Below are 23,833 nucleotides of genomic sequence, written 5' to 3'. Positions count from 1 at the left end.
TTATCTTCGTTTTCCTGGCAATATCTCTTTTGCCTGATACACAAGTCGCTAGCGGTTATCGACAAACAGCGACGGTCAATCGCCCCCCCAGACCACGCGATTTCGGCCTTGCTCTTTTGCCTTATAAAGGGATTTGTCAGCGGTTGATAACAGCGCGCTAAAGTCTGCGCCGTAGGTACTATCGACAAAAGTGGCTCCTATGCTGATGGTAAGGTTTATTTTATCGGTTTTATAGTTAACAACACTTTCTTCAACGGCTATGCGCAGCGCCTCTAGCTGCGTGTTAATTTCTTTTTTATTTTCCCCCAACATCACGATTGCGAACTCTTCACCGCCAAGACGGGCAACTACATTCGGTGAACCGTTTTGCTTGGATATTTTTCGAGCAACAGTAATAAGCGCTTGGTCACCTGCGTCATGACCGTACGTGTCATTTACACTTTTAAAATGGTCGATATCAACAATGGCAACACACGCACTGTGATGCAGCTTTGAAAACGCGACACACTCGTTAATGAATGCTCTTCGGTTATACAAACCCGTTAATGAGTCAGTCATAGCTAATTGCCGCAGCTTTTCTTCAGCGACAGCGCGTGCATCTTCTAATTCTACTGCATAGAAAAGACCGGCTAATGCATCTAAAAGAGGCTGTAGAAATTTGGCATCCTCTATAGAGTAGGGTTCAAACTTATTGGCCAACCCAATCATACCCACGACTCTGTCTTTGACTTTGATAGGCAAACCTAAAAAACGGCTAATTCGCGGATGCCCTTGGGGCACACCTTTAGATTTCGGATGACTCCCAGAAGTATTACTTATCGTAATTTCTCCCGTTAAAATAGTGGTACCAAAGAGGTTATCAAAACTGCTGAAGTATAAATTTCGCTTTTTATACTCGTTATATTGTGTGAAGCTGCTGGTGTCCCAAACGATTTCGGAAATGGCATGGATAAACAGCCTCGATGCATCGCCTTCATTTTTCATTTGCCCTACGAAAGCAAACTGACTGTCCGAAATATCAATGAGTTCGGGCAATACTGTTTGACAGGCCATGGTTAAATCGTTGTTTTGAAGGTATGAAGCTCGGGTCTTATTAATAAATTGCAGGAGCTGAGTTTTCTTTCGCTCGTGAAGCTCGCTTTCCATTCGTTGGGTAATGTCACGATGAATTCCGGCAACCCGAGTGGGTTTACCCATAGTGTCAGATTCTACAGTTTTTCCATAGCTTTCGACCCAAACCCAAGAGCCGTTAGTATGCTTCATACGAAACGTAGTATTGAAAACCTTGCTCTTTCCAGCAATATGTTCGTGTAACTGCTTTTCTACTTTTACATAATCCGCAGGATGAATCAGCTGTCTGAAAAAGCGCGAACTGGTGTCATAGTATTCATATTCAAGACCAACAATATCACACCAGCGTTTGTTTACTTGGTTTACATCAGCGGTCAAATTCCAATCCCACGTACCTAACTCAGAGGCCTCCAATAGTAGCCGCATGCGCTGGTTTGTTTTGTTGAGCTTGTCTTCCACATATTTTTGATCGCTGGTGTCAAATAAAAATGCCTGAACGGAATACAACATACCGTCTTCACGGAAACTAGCGGTAGAGATCATACTTACCCAAATGGTACGTGTGGGCGTGGCAATTTGAAGACGACAGGTATGCGTTTCCACGCCCTCCATATGGGCCTGCATGGCGAATGTAAAGTCGCCCTCAGCGTCTTGTGTCAAAACATCGCCAAGCTCGACTGCGCCGCTCAGTAAATCTTGTGACGATATGCCCAATACACGCTCGCTATTTTTTGAGATATGAACCAGTTTGAGCGACGTAGTATTTCGCCACGTAGCCAGAACAATAGGAGACTTTTCTATTAGCCCATGCTCCCGCTTGAGTGCTTCGTGTTCTTTTGAAAGAGAAATATGCTGACTAACAAGCGCGCCAATTCGATCTAGGACTTCTAGATATTTCTTGTCAATTTCTCTTGGAACGGTATCAATAAGACAAACAGCACCGATAATCTCATCATTAATTTCAATGGGTGTGCCTGCATAAAAGCAGATGTGTGGTTCACCGGTTACTAGTGGATTATCTTTAAATCTAAGGTCTTCATGTGCATTGTTAACAACAACTTGTTTGCGCTCTTCTACAACATGACTGCAGAATGCATGTTCTCTGCTTACTTTAGACAGCGACGTTCCATATCGCGCTTTAAATGTTTCTTCGAATTCACCAACAATGCCAATTAGCGCTATCGGCACTTTGTAAGCCCCCGCTAACACCACCATAAGGTCGTCGAGATCTAGCGGCACCTCATTATTGAGCATAAAATCATCAATTGTTTTCAGGCGGTTCTGATCATCCACTACTACTTGCTCATATTCATTAACCTTTATAAAAGTAGTAACTGACTCAACTTATAGCAATAAAATACCAATCTGCACAGATCATTGCCTACTCAGAAGGCGCTGGCGAGTTTAAAGTGTCCGTATTCTTTGCTGTGTCACCTTGATGTAGAACCACTATAATTGCGGCAACACGCCGCGATTACGAACATTTTACCTCTCGCTGAGTGGGTAATTGTCTGTGCGGACTGATGTATATACTGCTAATGTTGCATTGCCAATACCTTTGACAAGCCCTAAGCTAAACAACACTAGCCAAGTCCAAGAAACCCGGACGCTGTTGAACTTTCTGTCCAGCAAGGAGTCATTACAGCATGAAAAGCGATGATATTGGGTTGTCGCGAGATTGTGATGCGATTGTGTTACACTTCACCCGTTTTTATTTCATAGGATTACATAATTCATGTCGTGGATGCGAAAAGCCCTTTTGTCGGTATTTCATTATCCTGTTAAGTTACTGGTTAAAGCCCACAGTATTCCAGTTAACGTTGAAACCGAATTAGGAATAGATAAAAGCAAACCCATTGTTTATCTACTTCCCACCAACTCAGTCACAGATCAGCTTGCACTGAGAATGTCGACCAAAGCACTAGGTTTACCAAGCCCAACAGATACGCTCACATTGGCAGGACGAGAATACTCTTCGACGCTGTTTTTACGTAAAACCCAGCCCATTTTTCGCTCGTCAGCAAAAGATACCGGAATTGAAGAAGTCTTTACCGACCTTTTTCACTTGCATAGAGATCATGAAAACCTCGATCTACAAGTCGTTCCGGTTTACGTAACATGGGGCCGTGCGCCAGGACGGGGGAACCCGGGGCTAAGTGACTTAATTACCGATAAAGCCGCGCCAAGCTGGCTGCGAAAGCTCTTTATCGTGCTATTTTTAGGCCGTGATAATTTCATTAATTATTCGAAAGCGGTGTCAGCGCGAGCAATGTCTAATCAGCACGGCAGCGATCAAAGTATTGCTCACAAACTCGTACGTGTAGCGAGTACTCACTTTCAGCGTAAACGCCAAAGCATGACTGGCCCTACGCTGCTAGAGCGCCAGGAACTGAATAACAGTGTGTTAGGTTCAGATGCAGTACGTCGTGCTATTGCTGAAGAGTCGCGAAGCAAAAAAGTGTCTCATGAAAAAGCGAAAGAAACTGCACAAAGCTACATTACCGAGATTGCTGCTGATTATCGTGAAGGGCTTATCCGCTTTGGCGACAGACTGCTAACTAGAATCTGGAACAAAATTTATAACGGGATTAGTGTAGGTCACGCCGATCGCATTCGTGAACTCGCCGCCAATGGTCATGAGATCATTTATGTACCGTGTCACCGCAGTCACATGGACTACCTGCTTTTAACCTACGTGATTTATCACGAAGGTATGGTAACACCTCACATTGCAGCAGGTATTAATCTAAATTTCTGGCCTGTGGGCAAAGTATTCCGCCGTGGCGGGGCTTTCTTCCTACGCCGGAGTTTTGCTGGCAACAAGCTTTACACGGCTGTGTTCAGAGAATATTTAGAGTTGCTGTTTAACAAAGGTTACTCTGTAAAATATTACCCCGAGGGTGGACGCAGCCGTACTGGTCGCCTAATTCCGCCTAAAACCGGTATGTTAGCTATGACTATTCAAGCCATGCTCAAAGGCGTTAACCGCCCTGTAAGTATTGTGCCTGTCTACATTGGCTATGAAAACGTAATGGAAGTGAAGAGCTATTTGAACGAACTTAAAGGCTCTAAGAAGAAAAAAGAATCTAACCTTCAGGTGTTCTCTGCCATTCGTAAACTTAAAAATTACGGGCACGGTTATGTAAACTTTGGTGAGCCTATTGCGCTTAACCAGTTTCTTGAGAGTCATGTGCCGAATTGGCGAGATTGCCGCGACGCCGAACCTGAGAAAAAGCCAGCTTGGTTAACGCCTGCCGTTAATGAATTGGCTAATAACGTCATGACCCGCATCAACCGTGCAGCAGCATTAAACGGAATGGCGTTAGCCTCGTTATGTCTATTATCCTCTAAAAGACAAACCATGAGCGAAGCCGAGCTAAAACAAGCCATGGGCGATTTCATGGATTTATTTAAAGCCGTGCCGTTCAGCGATGATGCCACCATTCCAGATTCGTCGGCGGAAGAGCTACTGCGCGATACGCTCAAGTTAGGTCGCTTTGATATCAACGAAGATGATTACGGGCGCTTGATCAGTCCACAGCCAAAATCTGCGGTGTATCTGACCTATTACCGCAACAACATTTTACACTTATTCGCAATCCCGGGTCTTATTATGGCCTCTATCTTCGCGAAGAAAGGCACCACGAAGAACAGTATTTTTCAGCTTATTGCTGCACTTTATCCGTTGCTGCAAAAAGAGCTGTTCTTGCACCTTACCCAGGATGAAGCGCTTGCGCACACTGACGCACTGATCACAACGATGCTCGACAACGGGTTATTACGCCAAAAAGATGGCGAGCTTTTACCGCCAGATGCACACTGCAAACAATTCCATTCATCATGGTTATTAAGCCGCTGTATGCAGGAAACATTACAGCGTTATGCCGTGGTGTTAACCATTTTAGATAAAGAAAAAGTGATTAGCCGCAGTGCATTAGAGCGAGAAAGCAAACAAGTCGCCGAGCGTTTATCAGCGCTTTACGGGCTTAGCTCACCTGAATTCTACGATAAGAATGTACTGTCTAGTTTTATCAGTGCTTTAAAAGATAACCATTGGTTAGATTCTGAAAAAGACGGCAGCCTAAAATACTCGGAAGAGTGCGAGGCGTTGCGCGCTGATGTTATGGACTTAATATGGCCTGAGATGATTCAGCATTTAGAAAATGTTGCCCTCAACTCTGCAAGCTAGGGATATTGTCGCAGGCAGTAACTTTGCATTAGTCTTAGCAAAAACCCATGCTTTGGCATGGGTTTTTTATTGCGCGTCTATCTAGTCAATGGCCTCTTCTGATGCAGTTACGCAACGCTCAACAAATGCGAAGCCATTAAGGTCAAAATAGTGCCGCTTTGTATCGCTCCTCGGTAAACCTGCGCTTAACGTGAAGCAATACAAAGCGAAAACGGTTAAAAACGAGCCAGTGTTCGTATATGTATTGTTATCAAAGCCTGTTCGGCATACCGATAAGGCTTACGCTGGTTGCGACAGGAAAAAGCGATACGCTGGGTTATCCGTTACTTCTTCAACCTTATAGCCTAGCTCGGCGACATGCTGGTTAAAGTCATCTCGACTTTCTGGTGCGATATCAAAGCCCGCCAATACCAAACCTTCTGCTGCGCCATGGTTGCGATAGTGAAATAGCGTGATGTTCCACTGTTCACCTAACGTATTTAAGAAGTTCAGTAGCGCACCCGGGCGCTCCGGAAACTCAAAGCTGAAAACTTGCTCATTAAGTATTGTCGGCGGGCGGCCTCCAACCATGTGACGGACATGAAGCTTCGCTAATTCGTTATCGGTTAAGTTAACGCAGTCATACCCTTTGCTTTCAAGGTCGCTTTGCAGTGCCGCAAACTCTTGCTGACCGCCTTTAAGCTTAACGCCCACGAATATATGGGCTTCACTCTCGCTGGCATAGCGATAGTTAAACTCGGTGATGGCCTTTGCCCCAACGCATTCGCAGAACTGTTTAAACGCACCTTTCGTTTCAGGAATTTTAACTGCAAATACCGCTTCTTTCTGTTCGCCTAGTTCACAACGTTCAGATACATAACGCAGGGTGTGAAAGTTGATGTTTGCGCCACACAGAATGCCGCCTAACTTTTTACCTTTAAGGTCGTGTTGCTTAGCGTACTTGCGAATTGCCGCCACCGACAATGCGCCCGCTGGCTCAGCAATAACACGTGTATCATCAAAGATATCTTTAATTGCCCCGCATATTTCATCATTGGTAACGGTAATAGTTTCATCTACCAAACGATTACACAGGCGGAAGGTCTCTTGCCCCATCACTTTAACGGCAACGCCGTCGGCAAAAATACCCACGCTTTCAAGTTCTGTTGGCGCGCCTTGCGCTTTTGCTTTAATAAAACAGGCCGACTCTTCTGACTCTACTGCAACAATTTTTATACTTGGCTTTAATTGCTTTAGGTACACCGCAATACCCGCAGCTAAACCACCGCCGCCAACAGCTATAAACAAAATATCAAGATTGGGGTTTTGCTCTAGCAGTTCTCGCGCAACTGTGCCTTGCCCCGCGATGACATCGGGATCGTCAAAAGGCGGAACAAAGGTATAGCCATGGGTTTCGCACAATGCTTTAGCGTGGTTACTCGCTTGGTCAAAGCTGGTGCCATGCAATACCACATTCACGTTATCACCACCGAAGCGGCGTACTGCATCTACCTTGATATCAGGCGTGGTTTCAGGCATGACAATGGTCGCCTGAATGCCCTTCATTTTTGCGCTGTACGCTAAGCCTTGTGCATGATTACCTGCCGATGCACCAATGACACCGGCTTGTAGCTGTTCATCGCTTAACGAACAAATACGGTTATAGGCACCGCGCAGTTTAAAGCTTTTAACCGGTTGCTGATCTTCCCGTTTTAGAAAAATTTCATTACCAAGTTCAGCCGAAAGCAACGACATATAAGACAATTCACTCGCTACCGCCACATCGTAAACTGGCGCTAGCAAGATCTTCTTTAAGTACTCGTGATCGCTTACGTGTGTTGCTGTCATTACAAATTTTCCAGCTTAGTCACATCACGCACTGCACCTTTGTCGGCACTGGTTGCCAACGCCGCAAAGGTTTTAAGCGACGTTGAAACTTCGCGTACGCGATCTTTCGGCTTCCAGGGCTTATCACTGGCTTCCATTTTCGCGCGACGCTGTGCTAGTTCTTCATCGCTAATAGCAATATTAATACTTCGGTTAGGGATATCAATTTCAATTTTATCCCCATCTTCCACTAGGCCAATGCCTCCGCCACTGGCGGCTTCGGGGGAGCAGTGTCCAATAGATAAGCCGCTAGTGCCGCCGCTAAAACGCCCGTCTGTTACCAAGGCGCAGTGCTTACCCAATCCTTTAGATTTCAAGTAAGACGTTGGATACAACATTTCTTGCATACCCGGCCCGCCACGAGGGCCTTCGTAGCGAATAAAGACCACATCACCGGCTTTTACTTCATCGCCCAAGATACCTGCTACCGCGTCGTCTTGGCTTTCGTAAATACGGGCAGTACCGTTGAATTTTAGAATAGACTCGTCCACACCTGCGGTTTTAACAATACAGCCATCTTCTGCTAAGTTGCCATAAAGCACCGCTAGGCCGCCTTCTTGGCTAAACGCATTCTCGATGGAACGGATACAGCCGTTTTCGCGGTCATCATCAGCTTCATCCCAGCGACAATCTTGGCTAAAGGCTTTAGTTGTACGAATACCCGCAGGGCCCGCACGATAGAAAGTAATTGCGTCTTTATTTTCTGGATTAGTGATATCCCACTCGCTAATAACGTCAGTGAGCGGTTTACCTAAAACATGATTAACATCGGTGTTCAGCAAGCCCGCTTTATTAAGCTCGTTTAAGATACCTAAAACGCCACCTGCACGGTGTACGTCTTCCATGTGGTATTTAGGTGTAGAAGGTGCCACTTTGCATAAGTGAGGCACTTTGCGAGACAAGCGGTCGATATCATCCATAGTGAAAGGCACTTCACCTTCCATTGCTGCTGCTAGCAAATGCAGAATGGTATTGGTTGAGCCGCCCATAGCAATATCTAGGCTCATGGCATTTTCGAAAGCTTTAAAGTTGGCGATATTGCGTGGCAATACGCTTTCATCATCATCGCCGTAGTAACGTTTACAAAGCTCAACAATTTGCTTTCCTGCCTGCTTAAACAAACCTTCACGGTCGGCGTGCGTGGCTAGCATAGAGCCGTTGCCTGGCAGTGATAGACCTAACGCTTCGGTAAGACAGTTCATGGAGTTCGCGGTGAACATCCCTGAACATGAGCCGCAGGTAGGGCAGGCAGAGCGCTCAATTTCATCAGTATCAGCATCGCTAACTTTGTCGTCAGCCGCCGCGACCATTGCATCAACCAAGTCTAGTTTAATAAGCTGGTCTGAAAGCTTGGTTTTACCCGCCTCCATTGGACCGCCAGATACGAAAATAACGGGCACGTTCAAGCGCATAGACGCCATTAGCATTCCCGGGGTGATTTTGTCGCAGTTAGAAATACAAACGATGGCATCGGCGCAATGTGCGTTAACCATGTATTCCACTGCATCAGCAATAATTTCTCGAGATGGAAGGCTGTACAGCATGCCGCTATGCCCCATGGCGATACCGTCATCCACTGCGATCGTGTTGAATTCTTTCGCCACACCACCCGCTTCTTCAACGCTGCGCGCTACTAGCTGTCCAAGGTCTTTAAGGTGAACGTGCCCAGGTACAAACTGCGTAAATGAGTTAGCAATAGCAATAATAGGTTTGCCGAAATCAGAATCTTTCATTCCTGTTGCACGCCATAGCGCACGAGCGCCGGCCATATTTCTACCTTGCGTGGTAGTTGCAGAACGTAACTTGGGCATAAATCCTTCCCGTTAATTTAAGGTCTAGGGTTTAATGCTAGACCTAATATGTGAAACTTAAAAACAGTGGTAACTCAGTAATGCTTTGGCTAGTTTTCCAATACGCGCTGTTTTACTCAAAATTGCGTGTCATACTGATGATGTATTAAATCATCTTAGGTCGTTCAAGCGAAGGGCGACAAAGCCTAACTGCTTACAGACCAGTAGCGCTTTGTTTTATATGATATCTTTGACTTATAATGCCGTATTCCTCTGGCATTATAAAAATGAAATGTTGTTCGTTAGGGGTTATGGCTTTACCCCTACACGCAATGCGCGGCAAAACGCGAATTGGTATTGCGCAAAGAAATAGCATGAAACACACAGCATGATCAAGTTTTTTGCGGCAGAAATAGCGAGTTCTTACTAGTAGTAAAAGGGTAAAAAAGCATGTTCGATTGGTTTCACTGGTTAAACCTAGCAGGCGTTGCTGTATGTGCAATTTCTGGCACCCTTATGGCTTATCAGAAACGCATGGATGGATTTGGCGTGGTGGTCCTCGCCAGTGCTACCGCTATTGGCGGAGGAACACTTCGCGATGTGATGTTAGATGTCCCCGTGTTTTGGATCGCTGATACCGATTACTTATATACCACGCTCATTGCCGCTTTTATTCCCATTATCTGGCTACGAGTAAGCCCACGCTTCCCGTTTCACTATTTATTAATCGCCGATGCTTTTGGGCTGGCGCTATTTAACGTGGTTGGCATAGAGAAAGCCCTAGCCAACGAAACAGGCATGGCAGTGGCAGTGGCTATGGGTACCATTACCGGCGTATTCGGCGGCCTGCTACGTGACGTAATATGTCGGGAAGTACCGCTTGTACTCAACGGCGAACTGTACGCAATGACCTGTATTGCAGGGGGCGTGGTTTATGGAATAGGCATGCAATTGGAACTCGCCACACAGTGGTGCGGTATTGCAGCCCTTGTCACAACCGTATTATTTAGACTCGGCGCCATGCGATGGCATTGGCAGCTACCCGTTTTCTACAACGACCATCACTAGCGCTACTCTATATTTGCTGACAAGGCCCACCACTGGCTAGGCTTTGACAGCACGCTCGGTAAATCCCATCGTTAGTACAGTTACATCTTCTCTCTACTCTATCTAGAGTTTACGCCTAATGCGTTGGCTAATTCTATTGGACACGCCGAGGCTTTTGCATTTTTAAAGCTCAAACAATAAGTATGGAAAGAGAGGGGTTGTTTAGATTATGGGAATGGCTGTCGTTAAAACCTTTGCAGGGCAGGGCGTGTCAGCGCCAGAGGTAAGTGTAGAAATTCACTTAGCTAATGGTTTACCTGCTTTTCAACTGGTCGGCATGGCAGAAACCAGCGTTAAAGAAGCGCGAGAGCGGGTACGCAGCGCCCTCATTAACAGTGGTTTTGAGTTTCCCGCAAAGCGAATAACCGTTAATTTAGCGCCAGCAGATATTCCCAAGTTTGGCGGGCGGTTCGACCTTCCCATTGCCGTGGGTATTTTAGCTGCGTCGGGCTACATATCAGATATTAGCCTGCTTAACATTGCCTTTGTGGGCGAGCTTGCATTAAACGGCGAAATAAAGCAAGTGAACGGGCTGATTCCTGTGGTAATGGCAGCTGCAAACGAAGATATTGCGCTCGTATACCCGGGGGATAACGACGTAGAGGCGGCATTGGTTTCTCATGCAACGCGCTATCCCGCTTTCGATTTACTGTCTGTTTATGAACACCTTACCGGCAACAAAAAACTTGCTAAAGGCCAGCCTTTCACTTCTCATTCATCACGCAGCTCTTCAACTGGTTGGGACGATATTATCGGCCAAGAGCAAGCCAAACGTGCGCTAATTATTGCCGCCAGTGGTTCGCATAATTTGCTTATGGTAGGGCCTCCAGGCACGGGCAAAAGCTTACTCGCTAGCCGAATGCTGTCGCTATTACCCGATATGAGCGAGGAAGAAGCGCTGGAAGTTGCTGCTATCCATTCGGTGAAAGGCGAAAAGCTGCATGCAGAACGATTTTTAACCCGCCACCTGCGCTCACCCCATCACACAAGTTCTGCCGTCGCGCTTACTGGCGGTGGCTCTAACCCTGTGCCAGGTGAAATATCGCTGGCTCATAACGGTATTTTGTTTCTAGACGAACTGCCTGAATTTGGGCGAAAGGCACTAGATGTATTGCGCGAACCACTTGAAACCGGAGACGTGCATTTGTCTCGCGCTTCAGGAAGTGCGACATACCCTGCTAACTTTCAGTTAGTCGCGGCGATGAATCCAAGCCCGACAGGAGATATTGACGATAATCGGTTAACGCCACAGCAGCAACTCAACTACTTAAATCGCTTGTCTGGCCCGCTCCTTGATAGAATAGATATACAAGTAGAGGTGCCTCGACTGCCAGACTACGATCTGCCAGAACCTGCCAATAAACCTGACGACTCGTTACATGCCACGCGAGAGAGAGTTATTACGGCACGCCACAAACAAGAGCTTAGGCAAGGCAAACCCAATGGTGCTCTACATGCGGGCGAGCTTGCCGATATGTGCTTACTTGATGACGCTGATTTGCAGTTTCTACAAGCCGCTGCGAAACAGCTTAATTTGTCTATGCGGGTGTTTCATCGCACGCTAAAAGTAGCAAGAACTATTGCTGATATTGAAGAGGAAAACGCCGTGTCGAGAGCGCATATTGCAGAAGCGTTAGGCTATCGCGCTCTCGATAATCTTATTAAGCAGTTGAGCACCAGCTGATTACAAGCTAAATACAGCTTGTATCTTAAATTTACCCACGAGCTTGTACATTAAGCTGCATAAAGGCGTTAATAAGCGGCTCGTTTTGCTTATCCTGCAAGCAGCATAATCCTAGGGCATAAGGCTCAATATCTTCAACAGGTATTTGGGTTACTGCATTGGCCATACTAGAGTGATCAAGTACCACTTTTGGCACAAATCCCACGCCACATTCAAGTGCCACCATGCTTACGATAGCTTCATTCCCGCCAACGTAGGCATAAACGTTAGGGCGAATGCCATGCTCAGCAAACCAGTGATAGGCAGTACGTCGAGTTGGGCCAGTTTCAGGCATTATCACCTGATGTTTGGTCCAATCCAGCTGACTTAGCTGAGTAAGCCGCCACTCCCTTGGCGCAATAAGTACCAAAGGTACGTTATCAAGGGCAGTGAAATGCAAATCTGTCGGCATATCAGGGGTGTAAATAGCTATAGATAAATCGCACTGTTTGCCTTTCACTTTTTCTATCGCAAGGGCAGGATCGCCGGTAATTAAGCGTATATCAACACCCGGGTGCTGTTGTCTGAACTGTCTAAGCATAGCGGGCAAATGACTTTGACTGGCGGTAACCGAGCAAAATACGCTGATCTCCCCCTGTAGTGCGTCGTTGTCTTCTTTTAAATCTATTTTTAATTGCTGCCAATCTGCCAGCGCTTGTTTAGAGAATGACAGCAACTTGTGCCCGCTGTGAGTTAGCGCCACTTTGCGGTTGTCACGTTTGAATAGCGTACATCCTAACTCGTCCTCAAGGCGTTGGATAACCCGGCTTAACGTGGAAGGCGATACATACATAGCTTCAGCAGTTACGCCGAAGTGTAGACTAGTGGCCAGGTGATTAAAGAGCTGTAGACTTCGAAAATCCATACACGTTTCACTTTTTGCAATATTATCTTGCAAATATATCATTTTCCAAAACAAAAGAAATCTTTTAGTCTCACTACCAAGTCGTCATAGACGAGGTCTGTCAACACCAAGGTCGGTGTTTGATATTGACAAAAATGAATGTTGTTCGGAAATTTTTATGGCTAATTATTTCAACACCCTGTCACTTCGCCAGCAGTTAGATCAGCTTGGCCGCTGCCGTTTCATGGCACGCGATGAATTTGCTGACGGTTGTCAGTTCTTAAAAGGCAAGAAAATTGTCATTGTAGGCTGCGGCGCGCAGGGCCTTAACCAAGGTCTGAATATGCGTGACTCAGGGTTAGATGTTTCTTATGCGCTGCGTCAGGCAGCCATTGATGAGCAACGCGACTCATATAAGCGCGCAACCAGTAACGGATTTACCGTTGGTACATACCAACAACTTATTCCAGAAGCTGATGTGGTTTACAACCTAACACCTGATAAGCAGCACGCTAGCGTTGTAGAAGCCGTTATGCCGCTTATGAAAGAAGGTGCGACATTAGGTTACTCTCACGGTTTCAACATTGTTGAAGAAGGCCAGCAGATTCGTAGCGATATCACAGTCATTATGTGTGCACCGAAAAGCCCAGGCTCTGAAGTACGTGAAGAATATAAGCGTGGCTTTGGTGTACCAACACTGATTGCCGTGCACCCAGAAAACGACCCTGAAGGTAAAGGTTGGGATCAGGCTAAAGCACTAGCAAGTGCAACGGGCGGTGACCGCGCAGGTGTACTTGAGTCATCATTTGTGGCTGAAGTTAAATCTGACCTAATGGGCGAGCAAACCATTTTGTGTGGTATGCAACAAGTTGCAGCGGTACTTGCGTTTGAAAAAATGGTTGATGATGGTATCGAGCCAGGATACGCAGGTGCACTTATTCAGTACGGCCTAGAAGCTATTACTGAGGCACTTAAGATTGGCGGTGTGACTAACATGATGGACCGTCTTTCAAACCCTGCAAAAGTAAAAGCATTTGAGCTTTCTGAGCAGTTAACTGATTTACTTCGTCCGCTATTTGAAAAGCACCAAGACGACATCATCAGTGGTGAGTTCTCTCGCACTATGATGGAAGATTGGGCGAATGGCGATGCGAACCTACTTAAGTGGCGTGAAGAAACCGGTGAAACCGCGTTTGAAAACGCACCGGCTTATGAAGGTGAAATCAGTGAACAAGAATTCTTTGACCACGGCATCTTACTAGTTGCCATGATCAAGTGTGGTGTTGAAGTTGCGTTCGACGTAATGGTTGAAGCCGGTATTCTACCTGAGTCTGCGTACTACGAATCACTACATGAAACACCGCTAATTTCTAACACAATCGCACGTAAGCGTTTGTATGAAATGAACGTGGTTATTTCAGACACAGCAGAATACGGAAACTATTTGTTTGCTAACGCAGCAATTCCAATTTTGCGTGAGAAATTTATGCCTACCATTGATACCAGCGTTATCGGTAAGGGTTTAGCAGCTACTTCTAATCAAGTAGAAAACAAACGCCTTGTTGAAATTAACGAAGCCATCCGCTCACACGGTGTGGAATCAGTAGGTAAGACCTTACGTGGCTACATGACTGACATGAAAGCTATAGTTGTGTAAAAACAGAGGTTAAGACAGTTTCTGTCGTTAGGTGCTTAACTAAGCCCTCTTGCCCGACCATTTTGGTCGGGCTTTTTTATGCCTGTAATTCAGTAAGTCACGTCTCTCTTTACAGCGAACTGCTTCTAACCCAAAGCGTTTACTGACAAATGCTTACCTAGTTAAGAAACAACAACTTCCCGAACGCGTTCAGCGAAGCGAACTGACACATAAGCCAGTGCAAAAAAGATAAGAAAACCCCAACCTATTGGCATCAAGGTCCCATTTAAAAAACTATCGACAATAAGCGCAACGGGCACTGAGAATAAGCTTGAAAAGCAGCCAATAATGGCAGCACCTAAGCCTGCCATATCGCCAAGAGGCTGCATTGCCATAGCGTTTAAATTACCAAACAGTATGCCCACGAAGAAAAAGCCAACAAACATAACGGCCACAGTCGGAATTAACGGCGGCAGACCATCGTAAGCAAATAACAATGCCAAATACACCACCGCAAAACAATTTACTCCTTTAAGCGCAAATCGACAGAGCTTGCGCATGCCGAAGCGCATTACCATTTTTCCGTTAAAGTAAGAGGCAAGACCGATAGAAAAGGCAAGAGTAGCGAAGATATAGGGGAACCATTCACCTACATTGTAAAACACAGTAAAGATGGTTTGTGACGCGCTTAAATACGCCAAAAACGCCCCAAAAATACAGCCCATCGCAAAGGTGTAACCCATCACTTCGGGGTGGGTCAGGATAAATTTTGAGGATTTAAAAAAATGTGCGCGCGAGAATTTTCTGCGCTTCGCCCGAGGCAAGGTTTCTCCCTGGCGAGAGAAAAACCAGATTCCAGCCATAGTAGCCACTATGAGGAACATAGTGAAAATATGAAACCATGACGTCAATTCCATCACCGTTTGCCCGATAATGGGGGCCAACATGGGCACCAATATAAACACCATCATGATAAACGACATGACTTTTGCCATGGCATCACCCACGTATAAATCACGAATAATGGCCATTGAAGCTATGCGAGGACCAGAAACACCAAACGCTTGAATAACCCGCCCCACCAGCATGGTCTCTAGGTTGGTAGCCAGCATACACACAAAGGTACCAAGAGCAAAAATACACAGCCCGACAAGAATAGTTAAACGACGACCACGGCTGTCTGAAAAAGGACCAAAGAACATTTGCCCAAACGCCATACCTAAAAAGAACACGGTTACAATCAAATGGGTTTGGTGGGCCTCCTCTACATTTAGAGCTTCACCAATTTGAATAAGTGCGGGCAACATAGCATCTATACTGAGTGCCACCAGCGATGTCATGGTCGCCATCAACGCAACAAATTCAACAAGGCCAAGGGCAGGCTTTTGCACAACTGCAGTATCATCAGATACGCCATTAGATGTCTGGGGCATAAAGTCTCGAATATGAAATAAAGTGGGGAAATTAAAAAGGCGCGAAATAATCGCGCCTTGTATAGTATACCTGAAATTTGGTTAAAAAGCCGTCAACTCACACGCATTTGTCGTAAATACTGACACGTTTAACGGGAGCTATTCGGTTGCAAGGTCTGCCGGCATCGTCTCGCCGCTTTTGGCTGGTTTCAAATACGCACCCAAAAATGCGTCCATTTCTTTAAAAAACAAATGTCGATTACGCTGAATAGAAAGGTGGTGATCGCCACTTTCAAGCTCTACATACTTAAAGACTTTATCGAGGTCTTCCAATTCGTCAGCCATGTAACGACTGTGAAGAGGCGGAACAATACGGTCTTCTTCGCCATGTACAAGTAAAATAGGTGTCTTGATACTTTCCGCATTGTAATATGGTGAACGCGCTTCTAAATCCTCGTAGTCGTCCCCAATCTGATTTTTAACGAATTCATTGTTCAGGAAGCGGCGAGAATGAATGACGACGTGTTTAAGTGAACTTACGCCGGCAAAACTCACAGCGCATTTAAATAAATCAGGGGTTTTAACCGTTGCCATTAAAGCTGCATATCCACCGTAGCTTGCGCCAACAATGCACATATTATCCTGTTCCGCATAACCCTGTTTAACCATCCAGCCTGCCGCGTCAGTGATGTCGTCTTGCATAGCTAAGCCCCAGCCTTTCATTTGGCTTTGCGCGAAGCTGTACCCATAACCTCTAGAGCCTCTAAAGTTGGGACGTAGAACTGCATAACCTTTTGATGTGAAGTATGCTGTCCAATAGTCGAAACCACTGAAATCTCGTGCACCCGGACCGCCATGAGGGTGAATAATTGTTGGGAAGGGCCCGTCACCTTTGGGAAGGGTTAAGTATGCTTCAATCTTGATGCCATCTCGGGCTTCATATTCAATGAGTTTATGTTCTGATAATTGCGTAGAGTCTATTTGGCTGTATTGCTGAAATAATACATCGAGTGTGCCTTCCTTACGATTACCTAGTAAGTACACACCAGGCAAAATGTCCGATTCAGAATAAACAATATAGGTCTGTTCATCATCACTGAAACTGACTAGCGTATTATCGTAATCAGGAAGTCCTATATCGATACCATTTTGTAAGGCAACATAGCGTTCATCCCAGTAAAAACGACCGTCATGACGCACACCTATTGCATCTCGCGTGACCGGTGAGTAAATAAGGCTACCGTTTACGTCGTACCCTTCGTCAGCATAAACTTCCGTTCGCTCATTGGTTTTAAGATTTAGAGTATAAAGCGCGCGGTAGTCGCCTTTGTAACCCTTGAAGTATAAAATATCAGGGTCTTTTGCAAAGCCGACAGGGTATTCCCCTTTCTCAGTCATAGCGTTATAAGCAAACAAGGTTCGCCAGTCGTCACCTTCTTTTAAGAAAACCTCTCGTTCGCCAGTATCATAGTTAAGAGAAATGCCGATACGTACGTTACTCTGTTGATCCGTAAGCCAGTCTCTAATGCGTTTTTTACCACGCACGACTCGGCTTACTCCACCAGTGTTTACATTGACTTTATATACCGAAGGTAAGCCTAAAACCTCGGCATCTAATGCTATTAAAATATGCTCGGGATCATCGGGTAGCCAATCAATGACATCATCGTGAAATTGTGGAATATGACTAGGGTTGCCAGCACGGCGCTTAATACGTTCCCATTCAACCATGTTAAATGCGCCGCCCTCGCCATCAAACTTAACGCTAAGTAACCGTGTGTCGTGCACTTTGGTAGTGCCTCGTCGAGTCTCATAACGAGCACTGACTACCAAGCGCTCGTTATTCACCCAGTGATACCAATTTATTTTGACACGCTCATTGTCAGAGCGCAGCAGGTAATGCTTCTCTCCTTTTATCAGGTCAAAGGTGACAAGCATGGCAAAAGCCTCTTCTTGCTCAACATTTTGAACAAAAGCGATTTTCGTTCCATCGGGTGACAATGACGGTGTCCAATAGGTTGGCAGCGAGCTAAATGCTTCGTAGGTAGGCTTACCAACCGAAGGCTCTGCATTCAACGAGGTAGACATAGTAAATAGCAGTAGGGCAATAAATGAAGCCAGTGAGACAGTCTTTGTATAAGACATAACATTCCCTTGTAATTTTTTGTTGTTGGCGGAACTTAGCGAATGAGCAATTTTCAAAGCTATGCTAGCTTGAGTATACAAATTCACTCTCTAATGTACAAAAACAAACCCTCCAAGATTTGAAGTATCTACATTAGCGCAAGAATTTGATCTCTCGTCGTACTTTACGAATACAAACTGTATATGTGGTACTATTAACCATAGATAGAACATGGATTTTACCCTCTAGTGGTAAGCTTCTAAGCCCAGCGTTACCTTAAGGATTTGACCTTTTCATGCCTTCAACTTGGAGCAGGTTTGCCAGTTTGCAAGACCTATTTTTCCGACAATTTATGCTCAGAACATCCCAAGCAACGCCTTTACTGACTAAAGCTGCATGCTGCACACTGTTGTGGTTACTGTGCATGGCATCGTTTGCTCAAGAGTCAATCACTTATGACATCAAAGGCGTAGACGACTCAAAGCTTCGTAATAACATTCGTCTGCATTTAAATGGGCTTGATGTAGAAAAGGCGCTATTGACGGACCCCTATTGGCAAGACGAAGTTGCAGAAGCGGTGGCTACTGCAGTACAGCCTTATGGCTTTTACAACAGTGAGGCAAAAGTACGCATACTAGAAGGTGACAAGGTCGCCGTAAATGTTGCGTTAAATGCGCCCCTCACGATAAATAAAGTGACCCGTGAAATTATTGGTGCAGGGCGTGAAGACAAAGCCTTTAGAGAGCGATTTAATTCGTTACAACTTAAAGAAGGCGATGTGCTCAACCAAACCATTTATGAATCGTTTAAATCTTCTATGTTCAACTACGCGCTATCCAACGGCTATTTTGATTATTTTTGGCAGGCAACTCGCTTGGATTTGGTTCGCGACGAAAAACAAGCGAACGTGCTTTTAATTGCGCAAAGCGGGCCTCAATATCAATTTGGCGAGTTGAAGTATGTAGGGGATGACAAGGCTAGGGACATTATTGAACGATTAAAGCCTTTCAAAGCTGGCGATGCCTATTCGTCTGCAGTACTGGGTGATTTCAACCGCAGATTGAATCAATCTGGATATTTTACTCGGGTTATTGCCCGCCCCGTTGTCAGTGAAGCTGAAGGCTTACTTGTGCCAGTAGAGGTATCATTACTTCATAGACCCACAGATGCGTTTAATGTATCAGTGGGTGCCGCCACTGATACAGGGCCGAGGGTTCGCTTGGGCTGGGAACGACCTTGGGTAAACGATAAAGGACATTCGGTTTCATCTGATATCTTCATTTCTGAACCCGAACAATCGGTTACCGCCGACTACCGCATTCCTATGAGAAACATAACCCGAGATTACGCCAGCATTGAGGCCGGTTATCAGTTTATTGAATACAGCAACACGTCGTTCGAAAGTGAAACACTATCCCTTTCTGCACACCGCTATTGGCAAGGAGATGATTCTCCGTGGCAGCATGATGGCTCTATTACCTATTTGCGGGAAACATACGATCAGGGAGAATTGAGCACGAATACCACATCACTGGTCTTGCCTGGGTACTCTTTAACCTATCGTGATAAAGATAGTGAGCTTAATATTACCAACGGTGCTTATCTACAAATGCTCACCCAAATAGGGAGAGAGGGCTATGGCTCAGACATCGATTTCGCTAAAGCCGTTGTTGAAGCTATGGTTATTCGCACTTTTAATAATGTACATAGAATTACAATTCGTGGCGAAGTTGGGGCCATTAAAACCAATAGTTTTGATGAAGTACCTACATCACTTCGTTTCTACGCTGGAGGCGATCAAAGTATAAGGGGCTTTGAGTACCGTGAAATTTCACCTACTGCTGAAGTTATCGACCCGGAAACCGGTGATCTTGAAACAGACTCGATAGGTGGTAAGTATTTGTTCACATCAAGTGTAGAGTACGCTTACCAAGTGGCAGATAACTGGCGGGTGGCGGCGTTTATCGACGCGGGAACAGCAACTAACGATACCAGCACAACGCTGACCTACGGTATTGGACCGGGTGTTCACTGGCTTTCACCTATTGGGCCGGTGAGGTTTTACATCGCTAGAGGTTTTGCGCCTGAAGAGAACACATGGGATTTTCATATAATGCTGGGGCCAGAGCTATGAGAAAACGTACGCTTTCGGCTATTTTACTGTCACCTATTTTTATACTGGTGGGCATATATGCAGTATTAATCAGCCCGCTAGGGGGCCCTACCGTTAAGTTAATCGCCAACACGTTTGTTGATAATCTTTCTATTGATGCTATTGAAGGCGGATTCGCTGACACCTTAGAAGTGCATAATGTTGCATGGGAAAACCCGCAATGGAAGGTAACTGCACAATATGCCTATATTGATGTAACGTGGCGTTGTTTGTTTGAGCCCAGAGTATGCGTCAACGAGCTAACGCTTGAAAATGCAACGCTTACGCAACTATCAAACGCGCCTGAATCTTCGAATGACACTCCCACAGGAGACCAAGTTAAATTACCGTTGCCTATTAATGTCGGGTATTTAGCGCTAACGAATATAAAACTTGCTCTACTTACGACAACAGTAGAAATAGATGAATTAGAGTTAGCAGATTTTGAGGGCAATAGCGTCCTTACACTCGACAGCATAGCCGCGAAGGGAGTGCGCATTGCTCTGCTAAATCAAGATGAGGCACCCAGCGCTTCGCCTGTAGCCATAACCAATGCACCGGAAACTAAAAGTGAGCAGCCTGCTCAAAACCCTACTGCAAAGCAAGAGCAGATGGCAGAAGAACAGTCGCCAAGTACTGATAGCGCTTTGCCTACGTCATACTCGCTAAGCTACGACGTACCTGAACTCCCCAGTATAGCTTCGCCTATTCCCTTGTCTCTTGGCACATTGCTGGTAGAAGACCTTCAAATAACCCAAAACGGCAATAAACAGCACATTTCTCTCATCTCTTTATTGGACGCTCACTTCAAAGGCACCGATGTTGCTATTGAAGAATTGGCAGTTGTGCATGAACAGGTGGAAATAAAAGGTAAAGCAATAGCCTCGCTCAGTGGAAACTATCCGTTAGATGTCGCGGCTACCGCCAAAACGAAGCTCGACGATGCTCCGCAAGAAGTTAATATAACCGCCGCAGGTGCGTTGGACGATTTAACACTTTCAGTTGTAGCCAAAGGTGCGGTTACCGCAAACGCTAATCTCATGGCGAACATACTAGACAGTAACCTTCCCATAGAATTCACTGCGAACTGGCAAGAACAAGCCATACCGACAATGGAAAATACCACGCTCAAAGAAGGACAGTTAACGCTTTCCGGCACCATGGGTGATTATGTACTTAAAGGAGCTGGCGCCGCTACATTGCCTGACATTGGCAATGTACCGGTATCACTTGATGTGGTGCTGAAAAAGAACAACATCTTTGTTAATCAAGCCAATATCAATGCGCTAGAAGGCAGCTTAACCAACAAGGGTACACTATATCTTAACGAGAGCATTGCATGGGAAGGTAAGACAACGCTTAAAAACGTGTCAGGTAGACAGTTCAGTGCTTATGCTCCGGAAAAAATTAACGGGCAGATCGACAGCATCTTGCAATATTCTGAGCGCGGCGGCTTACATATGAGCCTGACAGATATGACGGTATCAGGCGTGCTTCAAAACAAACCGTTGCAAGTAAAAGGGAATGCAGTTTATGCCGGCCCCAGTGATTTATTTGTAACTAATATTAATGTTACGCAAGAAAATGAGCAGGAAAGAAATACTATCCGCGCCGTCGCTCAAGTGCTCAATAAACGTCACTTAAATGCTGATATTGCAATTAGCGTTAATGCTATTTCAAGCCTATACCCAGAAATAACCGGCGGGATAAATGGCAAGATAAATGCCACCGGCCCCTGGCAGAACCCGAGCGCAAACGGAACCCTAGCCCTCTCTGATATTGCCATTTCGCCTAATCTAAACGCTACCGCAGCCCAGCAAGGGCCGTTAAATGGCGAAATTGAAATCAATGGAACCTATCGCGATCACACAGCAAAACTTGACTTGGCAGTGCCCGACAACAAGATTGCGCTTTCGCTCAAAGGCGCGTGGACCAATAACCATTGGATTGGTGAAATCAGCGATACCGCATTAAAACTCGCTAATATGCAATGGACACTATCGAGCGCTTTTAGCGTAGATATTGGCAGCACACCGGTAACGGCCAAAATAGGCCAACACTGCTGGTCCTCTAGAAAAGAAGGGGAGCTGTGTATTGCAAATGTGAATTATCAGGAAGATAAAGCCAGTTGGGACATAAGCGCTACCTCACTACCGATTGGGTTATGGGCAAATGAATTAGCGCCCACCGTTGTTTCAAGCCCTTCGCAAGCAACGCTTACGGTAAAAACAAAGGGCAATTATTCACCCAAGGACCCTATAGATGCGACGTTTACAGCGTCGATGAGCGCTGCCCCGTGGCAATTAGGTGAAACACGGCCCCTTACACTTACTGTCAATTCCATAGAAACCAACGGGAAAATCAAGCAAGGTCAACTAACGTCGACATCCTTAATCTCTAGTCAAGACATTGGCGATGCAACGCTTTCGTTAAATACCCGGCCATTTGATGAGCGCATACCGCTAGAGGGTAAGTTAGTGATGGAAGGGCTCAACGTTGCGCCTTTCAAACCGCTTTCCCCAGCTATCAGAACCCTGACCGGAAAGCTTAATGGAGATATTAGGCTAAGTGGTTATGTTGACGACCCGGCCCTTAATGGTGAATTAGCTATTTCAAATGGCGCTATTGATATACAAGATACCCCCGTGACATTGGCAGATTGGAACCAAAAAGTGGTACTTGATGGCCAGACCGCTGCACTAGACGGTGCGTTTGTGCTAGGTGGGGGTAAAGGAGCGCTTAAGGGCAATATAGACTGGTCGTCTGATCCAAGCGCGACATTCAATTTAAAAGGGAATGGTTTCGAAATTCGTCAGCCAAATATCAGGCTAAAGGTATCTCCGAATATTGATATTGCTGCCACAAAAGAAAAGGTTGATGTTACCGGCGAAGTGAATATACCGTGGGCACGAATTGAAATAGAGTCGCTTCCCGAAAGCGCTGTTTCTCCTTCAAAAGACGTGCACCTGCGAGGCGAACCCGATAGAGAAGATCCGCTCGATATCGTTCACGCATCTGTGCTAGTTAATATAGATAAAAACAAAACCGAAGAAGTGAAGCTTGAGGCGTTTGGACTGACCGCAAGCTTATATGGAGGAATTCGCGTGAACACCCAGCCAGCGCTTGTGGGTTACGGTGACCTTCAAATACTGAACGGACGCTATAGTGCTTATGGGCAACAGTTAATCATTCAAACCGGTGAAGTGCAGTTCAACGGCCCCATCGACCAACCTTTGTTGCTGGTTGAAGCCATCCGCGACCCCGCTAAAACCGATGACGACGTTATTGCGGGAATTCGTATAGATGGGGCAGCCGACTCGCCAAGTATCAACCTGTTCTCAGAACCAGCGATGGATCAACAGGGCGTACTGTCGTACTTGCTTACGGGCTCAGGGCCAAACTCGGGAACACAAGATCCTAACTACGCTGCACTGCTATTAGGCTTTGGCTTGTCAAATACCAAAACCCTAACAGGGCAAGTCGGCAGCGCCTTGGGGATAGATGATTTTAGCCTAAGCACCAACGAAAACATGTTGTCGGTTACGGGGCAAATTAACGAACGATTATCAGTGGAGTATAATGTCGATGTTGGCTTAAGTAACAATGATGCAAACAGCACGTTGCGTCGCAGACAGCTTCCCCCTGATTTGGCACTAAAATATCAGTTATTACCTAGCCTTTACTTGGAAGCAATCCAAACCACACTGGAAGACCAGTCAGAGTTTGCGTTAGACCTTTATTATGAGTTTTTCTTGGGCGATAACAGAACCCGTAAAGATAGTGATGAAGACGACAGTGAATCTAACGAGTCCAATGAAAGTGCAGAGCTCAATTTGAAAGATAACGTGAGCGCTCTAAGCACAAGTAATAACAATTAAGCGCTCAAAGCCAAAACATCATACTTTTGCTTTCATACGC

At 45.7% G+C, this 23,833-nt stretch carries 12 protein-coding genes; 6 read left to right on the top strand and 6 right to left on the bottom strand.

The features are described from left to right. Window positions 1-75: 75 nt before the first annotated feature. Window positions 76-2,364 (bottom strand): sensor domain-containing diguanylate cyclase, encoded by a 2,289-nt coding sequence (locus AC27KT_RS02560; RefSeq protein WP_487127126.1) that lies wholly within the window; start codon window positions 2,362-2,364, stop codon window positions 76-78. Window positions 2,365-2,806: 442 nt separating this feature from the next. Between AC27KT_RS02560 and plsB the strand changes: the two genes are divergently transcribed. Continuing rightward, window positions 2,807-5,260: a glycerol-3-phosphate 1-O-acyltransferase PlsB gene (gene plsB, locus AC27KT_RS02555; protein ID WP_487127124.1), complete on the top strand. Its 2,454-nt coding sequence runs from the start codon at window positions 2,807-2,809 to the stop codon at window positions 5,258-5,260. 279 nt (window positions 5,261-5,539) lie between these two features. Here plsB and ilvA read toward each other — a convergent pair whose 3' ends face one another. Together ilvA and ilvD are read right to left on the bottom strand one after the other, a co-directional pair. Continuing rightward, entirely contained in the window at window positions 5,540-7,087 is a 1,548-nt protein-coding gene (gene ilvA / locus AC27KT_RS02550) for a threonine ammonia-lyase, biosynthetic (RefSeq protein WP_487127122.1), read from the bottom strand. After that, the gene (ilvD, locus tag AC27KT_RS02545; RefSeq protein ID WP_071816478.1) at window positions 7,087-8,937 is read right to left on the bottom strand and encodes a dihydroxy-acid dehydratase; all 1,851 of its coding nucleotides are present in this window, start codon (window positions 8,935-8,937) and stop codon (window positions 7,087-7,089) included. Before ilvD ends, ilvA begins: the two co-directional genes overlap by 1 nt. Window positions 8,938-9,366: 429 nt before the next feature. Between ilvD and AC27KT_RS02540 the strand changes: the two genes are divergently transcribed. Together AC27KT_RS02540 and AC27KT_RS02535 are read left to right on the top strand one after the other, a co-directional pair. Then, window positions 9,367-9,984, top strand: a complete 618-nt coding sequence (locus AC27KT_RS02540; RefSeq protein ID WP_487127119.1) for a trimeric intracellular cation channel family protein — start codon at window positions 9,367-9,369, stop codon at window positions 9,982-9,984. A gap of 208 nt (window positions 9,985-10,192) precedes the next feature. Beyond that, window positions 10,193-11,707 carry a YifB family Mg chelatase-like AAA ATPase gene (locus tag AC27KT_RS02535; protein WP_487127117.1) on the top strand — a complete coding sequence of 505 codons (1,515 nt, stop codon included), beginning with the start codon at window positions 10,193-10,195 and terminating at the stop codon, window positions 11,705-11,707. 31 nt (window positions 11,708-11,738) lie between these two features. On the opposite strand, the gene ilvY is transcribed toward AC27KT_RS02535, so the two are convergent. Continuing rightward, the gene (gene ilvY, locus AC27KT_RS02530; RefSeq protein WP_487127115.1) at window positions 11,739-12,611 is read right to left on the bottom strand and encodes an HTH-type transcriptional activator IlvY; all 873 of its coding nucleotides are present in this window, start codon (window positions 12,609-12,611) and stop codon (window positions 11,739-11,741) included. Window positions 12,612-12,768: 157 nt separating this feature from the next. Here ilvY and ilvC point away from each other — a divergent pair, with 157 nt between their 5' ends. Continuing rightward, window positions 12,769-14,247 (top strand): ketol-acid reductoisomerase, encoded by a 1,479-nt coding sequence (gene ilvC / locus AC27KT_RS02525; protein WP_187447529.1) that lies wholly within the window; start codon window positions 12,769-12,771, stop codon window positions 14,245-14,247. A 161-nt stretch (window positions 14,248-14,408) separates the two neighbouring features. Here the strand turns inward: ilvC and AC27KT_RS02520 are convergent, their stop codons facing one another. Continuing rightward, a complete protein-coding gene (locus AC27KT_RS02520) occupies window positions 14,409-15,659 on the bottom strand; it encodes a multidrug effflux MFS transporter (RefSeq protein ID WP_487127113.1) in 1,251 nt (416 codons plus the stop codon). Window positions 15,660-15,797: 138 nt separating this feature from the next. Continuing rightward, entirely contained in the window at window positions 15,798-17,783 is a 1,986-nt protein-coding gene (locus AC27KT_RS02515; protein WP_487127111.1) for an alpha/beta hydrolase family protein, read from the bottom strand. A 275-nt stretch (window positions 17,784-18,058) separates the two neighbouring features. Here AC27KT_RS02515 and AC27KT_RS02510 point away from each other — a divergent pair, with 275 nt between their 5' ends. Both AC27KT_RS02510 and AC27KT_RS02505 read left to right on the top strand, forming a co-directional pair. Beyond that, a complete protein-coding gene (locus tag AC27KT_RS02510) occupies window positions 18,059-19,897 on the top strand; it encodes an autotransporter assembly complex protein TamA (RefSeq protein WP_487127109.1) in 1,839 nt (612 codons plus the stop codon). After that, window positions 19,894-23,793: a translocation/assembly module TamB domain-containing protein gene (locus AC27KT_RS02505; protein ID WP_487127107.1), complete on the top strand. Its 3,900-nt coding sequence runs from the start codon at window positions 19,894-19,896 to the stop codon at window positions 23,791-23,793. Before AC27KT_RS02510 ends, AC27KT_RS02505 begins: the two co-directional genes overlap by 4 nt. Window positions 23,794-23,833 lie beyond the last annotated feature (40 nt).

This window comes from Alteromonas sp. 5NW40-0090 (genome assembly GCF_057552975.1).
Note: the sequence above shows the minus strand (reverse complement) of the source record. Positions and strands in the feature narration are given on the sequence as shown.